Genomic DNA, 14743 nt, shown 5'->3' on the forward strand with positions numbered 1-14743 from the left:
TCCCGCGAATGCGACCGCGACCACGCAACCCCCTACGCGAAAACCGGCCGCACCAACCTCACCGGCCTCGTCCCCTACTGCGAATACCACCACATCATCAAAGACACCCCCACCTGGGGCTGGACCACCACACCCCACCCCGACGGCTCCATCACCCTCACCACCCCCACCGGCCACCGCTACACCACCGTCCCACCAGCACGCGGCCCCATCACACCCACACCACCAACACAGGCACAGGCACAAGCACAGGCACCGGCACAGGCACAGGCACCGGCACAGGCACCGGCACGGACACACGAACCACCGCCGTACTAACCACGAACCGCAACTTGGGCGGCACCGGCGACCAGGCGCTCGCCTCGGACCGGCGCAGTCAGAACAGCCACCCTCAGGTGCCCCGAGCCGACCGAGTGGTCGCGGCACCCGGGGCATCCGCAGATGCCGTTCTCCACCGCCCAGACGCAGTACCTGGGGCGTCCGGCGAGACTGCCCTCAGCTGGTCCCGGGTAACCAGGTGGTCGCACACCTCGGGACGTCCGAAGATGCTGCCCCTCAACTGCTCAGGACGACCGAGAGGTTGCACAACTCGAGGCGTCCGAAGATGCCGCCCCTCACCTGTACGGGGCTAACTGAGTGGTCGCAGCACTCGGGACGTCCGAGGACGCTTCCGCTCAACTGCTCCGCGATGACGGAGTAGTGGCAGCACTCCCGGGTGTCCGCACGCGGGCCCCTCCGCCCTGCGATGACTGAAGTGGTGCAGTACCGGGGAAGTCCGCAGATGCTTCCCTCAGCTGCTCCGCGATAACCGAGTAGTCGCAGCACCCCGGGGTGTCCGCAAACGGCGCCCGTCGGCTTCCCCGCAATGACTGGGAGGTCGCAGCACCCGGGACGTCCGCAGATACTTCCCCTCAACTGCTCCGCCATAACCGAGTAGGCGCAACACCCCCGCACGTCCGCGGACGGCGCCCCTCAACTGCCCCGCGATGACCGAGTGGTCGCAGTACTAGGAGTCGTCAGCAACTGCTGCCGTATGGGCGGTTGGGGCAGATCTGCTTGGATTAGTCGGGCGACCGCCAGCGCGATCTCGTCAGCTCCGTGCGGCGCAACAGCCTGGGCACCGACGGGCAAACCGTCCGCCAGGCCGGCCGGCACGCTGACTGCGGGATGTCCGGTCACATTGAACACCCAGCACGGGTCGCCGGTCACGATGCTCTCCTCGTGCTGGTCGTAGCCGTGGGCAACAGTCAGGGTTGTCGGGGTCACCAGTACGTCGACCTCGGCGAACAGGTCGGCCAACGCGGTGTTGTTGCGATCCCGTACCTCCCGAGCCCGCCGTACCTCAGCAGCCGACACCCCACGCCCGTTGTCGAGCGCCGATAACACCGGCCAGGCGTCATCGGTCGGTTCAAGGTCCAACGGCAGATCCACCACCTCCACGCCGCGCTCCGCCAACCGCTCGCGAATCACCCGATCAACGTCCGCTCCCGCCGGCGACGAGCCGACCGTCGAGCGATAGGCAACCCGCCACCGCCCACGCCCCTGGACGCAACCACCGACCGACCGGGCGCAACAGCCGGCCAGCCCTGCGCACCCGCCGAGCGATTGGGCGCTGCCACCGAACGGTCCGGCGCAGCCGTTTCGCTGGAGGCAGTTGCCGGACGGTCCGGCGCCAGCGCGTGACGATTGGGAGCTACCGCCCGAGGGTCCGGCGGAGGTGCCGGGCAGTTGGACGCAAGCGTCTGGCGGTTGGGCGCCAGGGTCTGGAGGTCCGGCGTACCCGCCGGCCGGTTGGACGCTGCCGCCGAACGGTTGGGCGCAACAGGCCGACGGTGCGGTGCAGTCACCCGAGGGTAGGCCACCGGCGCCGGGTAGATGAGCACAGGCGGCCGAGGGTTGGCTGCCGTCGCCCCACGGTCGGGCGTACCCGGCAGCCTGTCCGGCGTACCCGGCAATCTGTCCGGCGTACCCAAGAGTCTGTCCGGCCTGCCCGCCAGGCTGTCCGGCGTCGGTGCAGGGGTGGGAGGAGGGGCCGGATCGTTGGGGGTGAGGGGCGGGTGGATGGGGGCAGTTGGTGGGTGGGTGTGTGGGTGATGGGACTGGCCAGTGCGGTAGGGCGGTGGGGTCTAGGCGGTGGGGGCCGCTGGTGAGGCTGGTGGCTAGGGTTACGTCGTCGAGGTTGGTGCCGAGGAAGCCGGCGGTGGTTAGTTCGCCGAGGCCGCGGCCGGTGGGGCGGGGGATGCGGCCGTACGTGCCTTTGAAGCCGACGATGCCGCAGAACGAGGCCGGGATGCGGAGTGAGCCGCCGCTGTCGCCGCCGGTTGCGAGGGGTACGACGCCTGCTGCCACCGCGGCTGCTCCGCCTGCGGTGGAGCCGCCTGGCGAGCGCGTGAGGTCCCAGGGGTTTCGGGTGTACTCACGCCCGTTCCATCCGAACGTCAACGACACTGCGCCGCTTCGTGCCCGGGTCGACCAGCCGATCGGGACCGCGCCCGCCGCGATCAGGCGTTGCAGGATCGGTGACTCCGGCGGCGTCCGCGCCTTCACCAGAAACGGTACGCCGGCCAGCGCGCCCGCAGGATCTACGCGCTCAGCTGCCTGTCGCGCGCCCTCCACATCCAACGCGTCCAAGAAGTGCAGCACCGGATCCAACCGGCGCGCCGCATCCAGCGCTTCCTCCACCACCTCCCCCGGAGTAAGCGAGCCACCCCGCACCAGCTCAGCAATCTCCCGCGCCGTCAACCTCCGCACCGCGCCTCCTCAACCCGCATCACTACAACGCGAAACCCGTGAACCATGCCAGGACGGCTTCCCGACCTGTCGGCACGGGCGGGTGCGGTGTGTGGGTGAGGCGGGGTGGGGCGGAGGCGGTTCTTGGTTTGGGTCATTCGGCGAGGAGGGAGTAGGCGAAGGGGAGGCGGCGGTCGAGCCAGTTGGCGTGGAGGGTGATGAGGTTGGTGCCTTCGGAGTGCATGGCGAGGGTGTTGGCGGAGCGCCATTCGAGGGTGCGGGGGCGGGTGGGTTGGTCGCCGCCTTCGTCGCCGATGCCGGTGAGGCCGTCGAGGACCCCGACCAGGAGGCGGCTGGCGGCCTTCGCGGCCAGGCGGACGGGTGGGCCGCTCAGCCATTCGGTGCGGCCGAGGATGTCCGGGTGGCCGGGCTGGGTGATGCGCCAGTTAGGGCGGAGAAGTCGGCGGGCGGACGGGATGCGGGTGATGGTGCCGAGTTCGGTACCGGCGGCGTCCTCGACCGACCACGCGTGTTCGGAGAGCTGCAACACGCGGCAGAGCAGTTCGGTCAGAGCGGCGTCGGCGTACAGCGTCCGGTCGGGGCCGACGTACGCGCACGCCGTCAGCACGCGTTCGTCCTTCGGGCCTGACGGTATGCGGATCGCGTTCGGGCCCCATTCGACGCGGTTGTGCGTGGGTGTCGCGGGGCGTTCCACATTGCCGAGGGTGAATTCGCGGACGCTCTCCCAACCGGGCACGCAGCGAGTCTACGTGCGCCGTGCCCGCGTCGCGGCCCACAGCATCAGGGCCCCGAACAGTACGCCGACCAGCACGCAGGCGAACGGGATACTCGCCAGGCTGATCAGCGCACCGAAACCGGTCATCGCGAGCGGCATCAGCGCCTCGTCGGACAGGTTCACGATGCTGTAGGAGCGGCCCAGGTACTGCGGATCCACGCTCTGCTGGAACGCCGCGGACAGCTGCGCGGACGCGATTCCCGCCGTACTCCCGATCATCGCCATCGCGACGAAGATCGCCAACCGTGGCACCACCCCGATCATCGCGCACCCGGCCGCCTGGACCACCAACGCGAGCAGCCCCGACCGCGCCAGGTCCGTGGGCTTCCACCGCATCGCCACCACGGCACCGGCGGCGGCTGCGATCCCGGAGGCCGCCTGGAACCAGCCGTACCAGGCCGAGCCCCACCCGCCGGCATGCGTCCGCTGCACCAAGCCGACCGCCAGGATCGGCCCGACGCACAGGTTCAGCCCGGAGAACGCGATCACCAGCGTCCGCGCCCGGACGTCCCGCTTCAGGTACGCGAACCCGGCGCGCAGATCGGCACGAACAGAGCCGCCCGCGGACACCGGCTGCGGCAGTCGCGGCTTCACGACGAACGCGAGCGCCGCCGCGATCACCACGAACGACGCCGCGTCGACGATCATCACCGTGACCAGCCCGCCGTGCGCGACCAGCAAACCGCCCAGTGGCGCGCCCGCGAACGCAGCCAGCCGCGTCGCCAGCTGGGTCCCGGCCGACAGCTTCACCAGGTCCTCGGACCGCACCATCCGCCGCGGCATCGTCCCGGACGCCGGTGTGTACAGCGCGTCGACCGCCCCGAACACGACCGCCACCGCGATCAGCAACCCGAGCGACAGCCCCCACACCAGCACCGCCACGGCGGCGGCGGCGAGTACGGCGATCCGCGCCAGGTTGGCCAGGATCATCGTCCGCCGCCCGTCGAGCCGGTCCGCGAGCGCGCCGCCGTACAGCAGGATGAGCGCCTTCGGCAGCGCGCCGATGCCCATCACCAGTCCGGCCCCGGCGGGCGTGGTGACCTGGGCCGCGCTCCACGCGAGGCCGACGTACCAGGCCGTGTCTCCGGCCCACGAGATCGCGGCCGACAGGATCCAGCCGTGCACCCGCCGGTCTCGCCGGAGCGGCGGGAAGACCGTCGAACTCACGGCCGCGCAGGTACGGCGTGCGCGAAGAAGAACACGCGCTCCGCGTCCTCCCCCTCGGCCGGGTGGTCGTGGTACTCGCGGACCAGGTCCTCGATCCGTTCGCTCAGCTCGACCAGCTGTGACGGCGTCAATGTGAGCCATCTCTCGGTCGCGTACGCCGCCCGCACCCAGGACTCGTCGAACTCGTACCGGATGTCGAACCATTGCCGCACCTTGCCGACGTGATGGGCCAGGTTCACGTCCTCGGCGGACGCCGCGACCAACTCCCCCGCCGGGTCGCCCTTCGCGTCGGCGATCGACCACGAGTACTCCGAGGTGTCGCCGCGTTTCCACCAGCGTTCGCGCCGGTCCCGAGCGAGCTCAGGCGCTTCGACGATCACGCCCGCGGACGCGAGAACCTTCAGGTGATGACTGACGTTGCCGACAAGTTCTCCGGTCGCCTCCGCCAGCCGGGAGGCGGTCGCCGGGCCGTCGACGTGCAGCAGGTCGAGCAGCCGGCGGCGCAACGGATGGTGCATCGCGGCCAGCACGGACGGAGTCACGGCCCGCCGGTTCGAAGGCGTCATGGACGCCACCGTAGCTTCCACAAGAACTCTTGCACAAGAGCTCTTGTGCACCACGGAACCCACCCCAAGCAATCTCCACCAGACTGCTGCACATAGCCACATCGTGAGATCGGGTCTCAGGATGTAGGAATGGGAGTTGATTTGTCAGGCTCTGGCGCTGACGCTTGTGGACATGCTCGCTGCCCTCTCCACCCACCTCGTAGGTCGCATTCATGTCGACCTCGGGCGGATGCGCAGCGCCATCTGTTGTCCTTCGATGTTCTGACAGCCCCCTGATCATTCCCCGATCACCGCTGGGTGCGCACCGCGCGGAACACATCGAACCGACGACGCTTCGATCTCCCCGCCGCTGGTGAGCACCTGTCACGAGGACAAGGACACGCCCCGATGACTGCCGGCGTCACCACTCCTGCCCGCAAACCCGCCCGCCCCCGCAAGGGCAAGGGCGAAGGCCAGTGGGCACTCGGATACCGCGAGCCGCTGAACAAGAACGAAGAGAACAAGAAGAACGACGACGGCCTGAACGTCCGGGCCCGGATCGAGAACGTCTACGCGCACCGCGGCTTCGACTCCATCGACCCCGCCGACCTGCGCGGCCGGTTCCGCTGGTGGGGGCTGTACACCCAGCGCAAGCCCGGGATCGACGGCGGCAAGACGGCGACGCTGGAGCCGGAGGAGCTGGACGACCGCTACTTCATGATGCGGGTCCGGGTCGAGGGCGGCCAGCTGACCGCCGAGCAGCTCCGGGTGATCGCCGAGGTCTCCACGGAGTACGCGCGCGACACCGCGGACATCACCGACCGGCAGAACATCCAGCTGCACTGGATCGCGATCGAGGACGTGCCGAAGATCTGGCAGAAGCTCGAGGCGGTCGGCCTGTACACCACCGAGGCGTGCGGCGACGTACCGCGGGTCGTGATCGCCAGCCCGGTCGCGGGGATCGCGGCCGACGAGATCATCGACCCGACGCCGGCCATCGAGGAGATCGTCGAGAAGTACATCGGCTCCGACGAGTTCTCGAACCTGCCGCGGAAGTTCAAGACCGCGCTCACCGGGCACCCGTCGCACGACGTCGTACCGGAGGTCAACGACATCGCGTTCGTCGGTGTCGTGCACCCCGAGCACGGTCCGGGCTTCGACCTGTGGGTCGGCGGCGGCCTGTCCACGAACCCGATGCTCGCGCAGCGGCTCGGCGCCTGGATCCCGCGCGACGAGGTGGCGCAGGCGTGGTGGGGCGTGACCAGCATCTTCCGCGACTACGGGTACCGCCGGCTGCGGAACCGCGCGCGGCTGAAGTTCCTGGTCGCGGACTGGGGCGTGGAGAAGTTCCGCGAGGTGCTCGAGACCAAGTACCTCAAGCGGAAGCTGATCGACGGCCCGGCGCCCGAGGTTCCCGCCGTACAGGGTGATCACGTCGGGGTGCACAAGCAGAACGACGGCAGGTACTTCGTCGGCGTCGCGCCGGTCGTCGGCCGGGTGTCGGGCACCAAGCTCGCCCAGTTCGCCGACGTCGTCGCGGCGCACGGGTCGAACCGGATCCGGACCACCGCGCAGCAGAAGCTGCTGGTGCTGGACGTCGACGAGTCGCAGGTCGACTCGCTGGTCGCGGAGCTGGACGCGCTGGGCTTCCAGGCGAATCCCAGTGCCTGGCGCCGGAACACGATGGCCTGCACCGGGATCGAGTTCTGCAAGCTGGCGATCGTCGAGACCAAGGCGAAGGCGGCCCGGCTGATCGAGGAGCTCGAGGAGCGGATCCCGGAGCTCGACGTACCGATCACCGTGAACCTGAACGGCTGCCCGAACTCCTGCGCCCGGATCCAGACCGCCGACATCGGGCTCAAGGGCCAGCTGGTGATGGATGCCGACGGCAACCAGGTGCCCGGGTACCAGGTGCACCTCGGCGGCGGGCTCGGGCTGGACGCCGGCTTCGGCCGGAAGCTCCGCGGTCACAAGGTGACGGCGGACGACCTGACCGACTACATCGAGCGGATCACGCAGACGTACCTGAAGGAGCGCAACGAGGGCGAGCGGTTCGCCCAGTGGGTCACCCGGGCGGACGAGGAGGCGCTGCAATGAGTGAGCGCGCTGCGCCTCATTACTGCCCGTACTGCGGAGACGAGGACCTCAGGCCCTCCGAGGAAGGGCACGGCGCGTGGGAGTGCCGGGCCTGTGCACGGGTGTTCCAGCTGAAGATGATCGGACTGCGGGTGAGTGTGGAATGACCACAGATCTGAAGACGCTCGCCGAGGAGGCGAACGAACGGCTGGCCGACGCGTCGGCGGTCGAGGTGCTCGCGTGGGCCCGCGAGACGTTCGGCGACGAACTCGTCGTGACCGCCTCGATGGCCGACGGCGCGCTCCCGCACCTGGCGGCACAGGCCGCGCCGGGTGTCGACGTGCTGTTCCTCGACACCGGCTACCACTTCGCGGAGACGATCGGGACCCGGGACGCGGTGGCGGCGACGCTGCCGATCCACCTGATCAACGCGCTGCCGAAGCAGACCGTCGCGGAGCAGGACGCGGAGTACGGCGAGAAGCTGCACGACCGCGATCCGAACAAGTGCTGCGCGCTCCGCAAGGTCGAGCCGCTGAACCGGTACCTGTCCGGGTACAAGGCGTGGGTCACCGGCATCCGCCGCGAGGAGGCACCGACCCGCGCGAACACGCCGGTCGTCGAGTACGACGAGAAGCGCGACATGGTGAAGCTGAACCCGATCGCCCCGTGGACGCAGGACGACCTGGACAGCTACATCCAGGACAACGGCGTACTCGTGAATCTCCTGCAGTACGACGGCTACCCGTCGATCGGCTGCGAGCCGTGCACGCAACGCGTCGCGCCGGGCGAGGACCCGCGCAGCGGCCGCTGGGCGGGCACCGGCAAGGTGGAATGCGGGTTGCACACATGACCGCGACCGTGACAGAGCTGGATGCTCTGGAGAGCGAATCCATCTTCGTGTTCCGTGAGGTGGCGGCGGAGTTCGAGCGGCCGGTGATCCTGTTCTCCGGCGGCAAGGACTCGATCGTGATGCTGCACCTGGCACGGAAGGCGTTCGCGCCGGCGGGTGTGCCGTTCACGCTGCTGCACGTCGACACCGGGCACAACTTCCCCGAAGTACTGGCCTACCGCGACGACATCGTCGCCAAGCTGGGACTGCGGTTGGAGGTCGCGAGCGTCGAGGAGTACATCGCCGACGGCCGGCTGCGCGAGCGCACGGACGGTACCCGGAACCAGCTGCAGACGATTCCGTTGCTCGACGCAATCAACAGGCACCGGTTCGACGCGGTGTTCGGCGGCGGCCGCCGCGACGAGGAGCGCGCCCGGGCGAAGGAGCGGATCTTCAGCCTGCGCGACGAGTTCGGCCAGTGGGACCCGCGCAACCAGCGGCCGGAGTTGTGGTCGCTGTACAACGGCAAGCACCGGCCGGGCGAACACGTCCGGGTGTTCCCGCTGTCCAACTGGACCGAGCTGGACATCTGGAACTACATCGAACGCGAGCAGATCCCGCTGCCGTCGATCTACTACGCCCACGAGCGGGACGTGTTCGAGCGCGACGGCATGTTGCTTGCCGTCGGCCCCTACTCGCAGCCGCGCGACGGCGAGACCGTCACGCAGCGCCAGGTGCGGTACCGCACGGTCGGCGACATGTCCTGCACCGGCGCGGTCGCCTCGACCTCGACCACGGCCGCCGAGGTTGTTATCGAGGTCGCGGCCAGCGAGATCACCGAGCGGGGCGCCACCCGCGCCGACGACCGGGCCAGCGAGGCCGCGATGGAAGACCGCAAGCGAGAGGGGTACTTCTGATGAGCACTCTTCTCAGACTGGCCACGGCCGGATCGGTGGACGACGGCAAGTCGACGCTGGTCGGTCGGCTGCTGCACGACTGCAAGGCGATCCTGGCCGACCAGATCGCGCACGTGAAGACGGTCTCCGAGGCCCGCGGCGGCGACTTCGACTTCGCACTGCTCACCGACGGCCTGCGCGCCGAACGCGAGCAGGGCATCACGATCGACGTCGCCTACCGGTACTTCGCGACCGACAAGCGCTCGTTCATCCTGGCCGACTGCCCCGGGCACGTGCAGTACACCCGCAACACCGTCACCGGCGCCTCCACCGCGGACGTGGTGATCATCCTGGTCGACGCCCGGCACGGCGTCCTCGAGCAGACCCGCCGGCACCTCGCGGTCGCCGGCCTGCTCCGGGTGCCGCACGTCGTCCTCGCGGTGAACAAGATCGACCTGGTCGGCTACGACGAGGCCGTGTTCACCAAGATCGCCAAAGAGGTCAACGAGGTCGCCGACCAGCTCGGCATCGCCGACGTCCAGGCCATCCCGGTCTCCGCGCTCGTCGGCGACAACGTCGTCGACCACTCCACTCAGACGAGCTGGTACGAAGGCCCGACGCTGCTGGAGTACCTCGAGAACGCCAACGGCAGGACCGACACGTCCCAGCAGCCGCTGCGGTTCCCGGTGCAGTACGTGATCCGCCCGCAGACCGACGACGAGTACCGCGACTACCGCGGCTACACCGGAACCGTTGCCTCCGGCACCGTCACGGTCGGCGATCAGGTGATCGTGCTACCCACCGGCCGCCGTACGTCGGTCGCCGGCATCGACCGCGCCGTCGTGACACCCGCGGCGACCGCGGTCGTCGAGCGGCCCTCGGCTGTCGCCGGGGAGGCGGTTACCATTCGGCTGGCCGACGACATCGACGTCGCCCGCGGCTCGGTCATCGTGGCCGCCGACGCCTCCCCCGGCACCCGCCGGGAGCTGGCCGCCACCGTCAGCTGGCTGTCCGACCGGCCGCTCACCGTCGGGGCCCGGGTGCTGATCAAGCACACCACCACCACCGCGCAGGCGATCGTCACCAAGATCACCGGCGCGCTGGACCTCGACACCCTCGGCGTCATCGACGCCGCCGAGCTCAACCTCAACGACATCGGCAAGGTGCAACTCAAGATCGCCGCACCGCTGGCCGCCGACCCGTACTCCCGCAACACCATCACCGGATCCTTCCTGCTGATCGACGCCCACGACGGGTGGACGCTGGCAGCGGGCATGATCGACGACGAAGAAGGGGAACTGCTGTGACTGCTCCAGCGCTCGTGATCCTCGCCCACGGCAGCCGCGACCCGCGCTCGGCCGCCACCGTCCACGCCCTCGTCACGTGCCTGCGCGAGCTGCGTGACGACCTGCGGATCGAAGCCTCCTTCCTCGACCACTGCCCGCCGACGCCGTACCAGGTGCTCGGGAAGCTCGCCGCCGAGGGCGTCGAGGAGGTCGTCGTCCTGCCGCTGCTGCTGTCGGCCGCGTACCACGCGCGGATCGACGTACCCGCCGTCATCGACGAGGCGCGCAGCCGGTTCCCGCAGCTGCGGGTCATCGCCTCCGACGTGCTCGGGTACGACGACACGCTGCTCGACGTACTGGACCGCCGGATGCGCGCCGAGCTGAAGGGCGGCCGCGTCCGCGAGCTGGACGCGCTGGTGCTGGCGTGCGCCGGATCGAGCGACTCACACGCGAACGCGAGCGTCACCCGCCTCGCGCGGCTCTGGGGCCAGCGCCACAAGCTGCCGGTCACCGCCGCGTTCGTGTGCGCCGCGTCGCCGTCGCCCGCCGAGGCCGTCCTGCAGTGGCGGCTGGAGGGCCGGCGCCACGTGGCGGTCGGCTCGCTGTTCCTCGCGCCGGGCGTCCTCCCGGACCGCGCCGACTCCACGTCCCGCCGGGCCGGTGCCGTCGCCGTATCGCGCCCGTTGGGCGTCAGCGCCGAGGTGGCCCGGCTGGTCATGCTCCGGTACGGCGTCGCGGGCCTGGACCTGCTGACGCTGGAGCCCGCTCCGCGACCGATCATCGCGCGCCCGGAGCTCGTCCGTACGGCCTAGAACCTGTGTGGATCGAGGAAGGAGACGTCAGTGTAGGGCGTCTCCTTCGTCGTTTGCCGGGCGAGGAGTTCACCGATTCCGGCGCAGTGCTTGAACCCGTGCCCGCTGTCGCCGCCGGCGATCAGCACGCGGTCGCCGTACCTGCCGACCAGGAACTGGCCGTCCGGCGAGTCCGTGACCATGCAGGGCATCAGCTTCACCGGCTCGGGATCCAGGTCCGGGAAGTGCTGGTCGATCGCCGCCGACAGGTCGGCGATGTCCTTGCGCGGGTGGATGTAGCGGTCCAACTCGTCCGGGTCGACGTCGCGGTCCCGGTCCGCGCCGTCGAGGCCGACCTTGACCAGGAAGTCTTCGTCGGAGCCGTGGCCCCACAACCCCTTGCCGTCGGCGAACTCCCAGATGAACGACGGGAAGTTGCCCAGGCGGAACGCGTCCGACGCCGGGTCCTTCGGCTGGAACCAGAACAACGGCGTACGCCGAGGTGACAATCGCACCGGCACGAACTTGCTCAGCCAGGCGCCGGTGCTGATCACGACCTGATCCGCCGTGATGTCGAGCGTCGGGGTCCGGACCGTCACCCCGTCGCGGCCTACGTCGATCGCCGTCACCATCGTGTGCGGGTAGACCGTCGCGCCGACCCGCTCGGCCTCTGCGACGTGCGCCCGTACGGTCGGCTCGGCGTAGCAGATACCGGCGCCCGGATCCCAGACCGCCACGTCGTCAGCCGCGAGGTTGTACTGCGGGAACCGTGTGCGCACCTCGTCGTGGGACAGGTCGGTCGTCGGCGCCCCGGCCTCGGCCGCCGCCTGGCGGGCGCCCTTCACGGGGCGGCTGTCCGGCGCTCCTACGTTGAGCGAGCCGGTCTGGCGAACGTACGTCTCACCGGTCCGCTCCCCCAGTTCCGTCCACAGCGCGAGCGACCTCCGCGCGATCTCGGTCAGCCCCGGATGCTCCATACACGCGACCCGGAACAGCCGCGTGGTCCCGTGCGACGACCCGAACGAATGCCCGATCGCCTGCCGCTCGACCCCCACCACCTTCACTCCACGCGCTGCCAGCCGCCACAACGCCGCCGACCCGAACGCCCCCAACCCCACAACCACCACATCAGTCCGCATGCCCTAACTCTTTCACTCGCATGTCCTCACTCATCCAGCTATCGCCCGCTCCCCGCCCTGAGCGGAGCAAGGGAGGTGATATCTTGATATCTATGGCGAAGGACGGGACCAAGAACATCCTGCTGCGGCTGGATCCGGAGTTGGCTGAGCGGTTGCAGACGGTGGCATCAGTGGAAGGGCGGTCGGTGTCGGACGTGGCTCGGGAGGCGATCGCGGCGCTGGTGGACCAGCGTCGGCAGGACGTGCAGTTCAGCCGCCTGCTGGAGGAGAACCTGACCCGCCACGAGGAGTCCTTGCGCCGGCTGCGTGGAGACGACTGATGCGTTACCTCGAGCGGTACGACGTCCTCGCCGTCGCCGCGCGGGTGCTGCGGTGCGGCTCGGACGACGTCGTACGGCGGGCCGACCTGGACGCGATCGACCGGGTGCTCACCGACGTACGACGTACCGGCGGGCTCGGCGAGGCGGCCGGTGTGCTGCTCGTGGGGCTGGTGCGGGCGCGGGCGTTCGACGGGGCGAACCGGGTGGTCGCGGTCGCGGTGGTGCTGCAGTTCGTCTCGCTGAACCGGGCCGACCTGCAACTCGAGCCGGTCGCCGACGTCGACGACCTGCTCGACCGGATCACCGACGGCAGCGCCGGGCAGACCGAGGCCGTCGCGTTCGTCCGCAGCCGGCTGGAGCACCACCCGGTCGCCGCCGAGGATCTGCAGGCGGACCTGCGGCTCGAGCTGGTCCTGTCGGAAGAAGCCCTGACCTTCGACGTCCAAGAAGAGTGGTGGAGGGGACTCGGGATGTACGAACAGTTCAGCGATCAGGCCAGGCAGGTCATCGTTCTGGCACAGGAGGAGGCCCGCGGCCTCGACCACGTGTACGTCGGCACGGAGCACCTGCTGCTCGGCGTGATCATGCTCCGGACGAGCGTCGCGTCGCGGGTGCTGGCCGGGCTCGGCATCACCGCCCCGGCCGTCCGGGATCTCGTGGTGGAGATCATCGGTCGCGGCAAGAGCGGTGCGAGCGCTGGCGCGATCCCGTTCACGCCGCGGGCGAAGAGCACGTTCGAGTTCGCCTGGGGCGAGGCGCGGGCGCGCGGCGCGGAGCAGGTCGCGCCGGAGCACCTGCTGCTCGGCATACTGCACGACGGCGACGGTGTCGGCGGCCAGATCATCACCAAGCTCGCCGAGGACACCGACCAGGTACGCCGCAAGCTCGAGCAGCGGATGAACTGGCGGCCGCGGTCCGAAACGGTCGTCGCCGAGTTCGCCGAGGAGCAGACCGCGGCCTGGACGACGTACGGTCGCCGGCATCACCTGCTCGCCGAGCTGAACGCGGTACTCGACGAGAACGAACGCCTCCACGAGCAGGTCGCCAAGCTCCGCGAACTACTCCGCCGGCACGGCATCAACCCGGACGACTGACCTCAGACCGCCTGCACGATCAGGCAGATCGCGACGCTCAGCAACCACACGTTCCGAATCCGCTGGTCAGGTGGCGGCCAGGCGCTTCTTCTCCTTCTCGACGTCGAAGTCGGCGGGCGGCCACTCCGGGTTCAGCTCCTTGAGGGTCTCGAGCAGGATCGTGGTGACCGCCCAGTTCCGGTACCACTTGCGGTCGCTCGGGATCACGTACCACGGTGCGTCCGGGGTGTTGCAGCGCTCGATCGCGGCGTGGTACGCGTCCATGTAGTCCGGCCACAGCTGCCGCTCGTCGACGTCGCCCGGGTTGTACTTCCAGTACTTGGTCGGATCGTCCAGCCGGGCCTCGAGGCGGGCCTTCTGCTGCTCCCGCGAGATGTGCAGGTAGCACTTCACGATCTTCACGCCGCTCGCGGCCAGCTCGGCCTCGAAGTCGTTGATCTGGTCGTAGCGCCGGGTCCACACGTTCGGCGTGACCAGCTCCCGGACGCGGGCGATGAGCACGTCCTCGTAGTGCGACCGGTCGAAGATGCCGATCATCCCGCCGCCCGGCACCGCCTGCCGGATCCGCCACAGGAACCCGCGGCGCTTCTCGGCCGGCGTCGGCGCCTTGAACGAGGTGATCTTCAGGCCCTGCGGGTCCATCAGCCCCGCGCCGTGCCGGATCACGCCGCCCTTGCCGGAGGTGTCCATGCCCTGCAGCACCAGCAGGATGCTCCGCTGCCCGCCGCTGCGCCCCTCGGCGAACAACCGCTCCTGCCAGTCCGACACCTCGGCACCGAGACTCGCCAGCGCCTCCTTGCCGTCGTCCTTGCTGCCGTCGAACCCGGCCGTCGACCGCGTGTCGTACGTCGTCAGGTCGACCTCACCGGCCGGCACCCGCAACAGCTCCCGCAGTCCCCCGCCGGCCTCCCGCTTCTTGGCCGCCTTGTCGCCCTTCTTCTGCTTCGCCATCCACTCATCCTGCCTCATCGGCTGTCCGGTTCACGGCGTTTGCGAACGCGTTTGGCCCACAAGATCGACTCGATCACCACCACCGCCACAAGACAGACCGCGACCGTCCCCGCACCCCACAAC

13 protein-coding genes and 2 pseudogenes are annotated in these 14743 nt (G+C 69.6%); 8 read left to right on the top strand and 7 right to left on the bottom strand.

All coding sequences use genetic code 11. The features are described 5' to 3' along the window. Nucleotides 1–318: pseudogene (locus VFF46_RS04655) on the top strand (hypothetical protein); the annotation flags it as partial. A 654-nt stretch (nt 319–972) separates the two neighbouring features. On the opposite strand, the gene VFF46_RS04660 reads toward VFF46_RS04655, so the two are convergent. The 5 genes and pseudogenes from VFF46_RS04660 to VFF46_RS04680 all read right to left on the bottom strand — a co-directional run bounded on the left by VFF46_RS04660 (nt 973) and on the right by VFF46_RS04680 (nt 5259). Then, entirely contained in the window at nt 973–1470 is a 498-nt protein-coding gene (locus VFF46_RS04660; protein ID WP_325035777.1) for an amidase family protein, read from the bottom strand. 648 nt (nt 1471–2118) lie between these two features. Continuing rightward, nucleotides 2119–2751, bottom strand: a pseudogene (locus tag VFF46_RS04665) (amidase family protein); the annotation flags it as partial. A gap of 133 nt (nt 2752–2884) precedes the next feature. Beyond that, nucleotides 2885–3487 (bottom strand): hypothetical protein, encoded by a 603-nt coding sequence (locus VFF46_RS04670; RefSeq protein WP_325035765.1) that lies wholly within the window; start codon nt 3485–3487, stop codon nt 2885–2887. 9 nt (nt 3488–3496) lie between these two features. Continuing rightward, nucleotides 3497–4693: an MFS transporter gene (locus VFF46_RS04675; RefSeq protein ID WP_325035766.1), complete on the bottom strand. Its 1197-nt coding sequence runs from the start codon at nt 4691–4693 to the stop codon at nt 3497–3499. Next, complete coding sequence (locus VFF46_RS04680; protein WP_325035767.1) at nt 4690–5259, bottom strand: winged helix-turn-helix domain-containing protein; 570 nt, start codon at nt 5257–5259, stop codon at nt 4690–4692. Before VFF46_RS04680 ends, VFF46_RS04675 begins: the two co-directional genes overlap by 4 nt. Nucleotides 5260–5646: 387 nt before the next feature. On the opposite strand from VFF46_RS04680, the gene VFF46_RS04685 reads away from it, so the two are divergent. The 5 genes from VFF46_RS04685 (at nt 5647) to VFF46_RS04705 (ending at nt 11137) form a co-directional block, all read left to right on the top strand. Further along, a complete protein-coding gene (locus VFF46_RS04685; RefSeq protein ID WP_325035768.1) occupies nt 5647–7335 on the top strand; it encodes a nitrite/sulfite reductase in 1689 nt (562 codons plus the stop codon). Nucleotides 7336–7477: 142 nt separating this feature from the next. Then, the gene (locus tag VFF46_RS04690) at nt 7478–8164 is read left to right on the top strand and encodes a phosphoadenylyl-sulfate reductase (protein WP_325035769.1); all 687 of its coding nucleotides are present in this window, start codon (nt 7478–7480) and stop codon (nt 8162–8164) included. Beyond that, complete coding sequence (cysD, locus tag VFF46_RS04695; RefSeq protein WP_325035770.1) at nt 8161–9060, top strand: sulfate adenylyltransferase subunit CysD; 900 nt, start codon at nt 8161–8163, stop codon at nt 9058–9060. Before VFF46_RS04690 ends, cysD begins: the two co-directional genes overlap by 4 nt. Continuing rightward, nucleotides 9060–10346 (top strand): sulfate adenylyltransferase subunit 1, encoded by a 1287-nt coding sequence (locus VFF46_RS04700; protein WP_325035771.1) that lies wholly within the window; start codon nt 9060–9062, stop codon nt 10344–10346. The genes cysD and VFF46_RS04700 overlap by 1 nt, the downstream gene beginning before the upstream one ends. Beyond that, entirely contained in the window at nt 10343–11137 is a 795-nt protein-coding gene (locus tag VFF46_RS04705; protein WP_325035772.1) for a sirohydrochlorin chelatase, read from the top strand. Before VFF46_RS04700 ends, VFF46_RS04705 begins: the two co-directional genes overlap by 4 nt. Here the strand turns inward: VFF46_RS04705 and solA are convergent. Next, on the bottom strand, nt 11134–12255 hold the full coding sequence (gene solA / locus VFF46_RS04710) for an N-methyl-L-tryptophan oxidase (protein WP_325035773.1): 1122 nt from the start codon (nt 12253–12255) through the stop codon (nt 11134–11136). The genes VFF46_RS04705 and solA overlap by 4 nt on opposite strands. A gap of 92 nt (nt 12256–12347) precedes the next feature. Between solA and VFF46_RS04715 the strand changes: the two genes are divergently transcribed. Both VFF46_RS04715 and VFF46_RS04720 read left to right on the top strand, forming a co-directional pair. Then, nucleotides 12348–12575 (top strand): ribbon-helix-helix protein, CopG family, encoded by a 228-nt coding sequence (locus VFF46_RS04715; RefSeq protein WP_325035774.1) that lies wholly within the window; start codon nt 12348–12350, stop codon nt 12573–12575. After that, the gene (locus VFF46_RS04720; protein ID WP_325035775.1) at nt 12575–13669 is read left to right on the top strand and encodes a Clp protease N-terminal domain-containing protein; all 1095 of its coding nucleotides are present in this window, start codon (nt 12575–12577) and stop codon (nt 13667–13669) included. The genes VFF46_RS04715 and VFF46_RS04720 overlap by 1 nt, the downstream gene beginning before the upstream one ends. Before the next feature lie 66 nt (nt 13670–13735). Here VFF46_RS04720 and VFF46_RS04725 read toward each other — a convergent pair whose 3' ends face one another. After that, complete coding sequence (locus tag VFF46_RS04725) at nt 13736–14620, bottom strand: polyphosphate kinase 2 family protein (RefSeq protein ID WP_325035776.1); 885 nt, start codon at nt 14618–14620, stop codon at nt 13736–13738. Between the last annotated feature and the right edge of the window lie 123 nt (nt 14621–14743).

The organism is Kribbella sp. (assembly GCF_035655035.1).
Taxonomy (GTDB): Bacteria; Actinomycetota; Actinomycetes; order Propionibacteriales; family Kribbellaceae; genus Kribbella.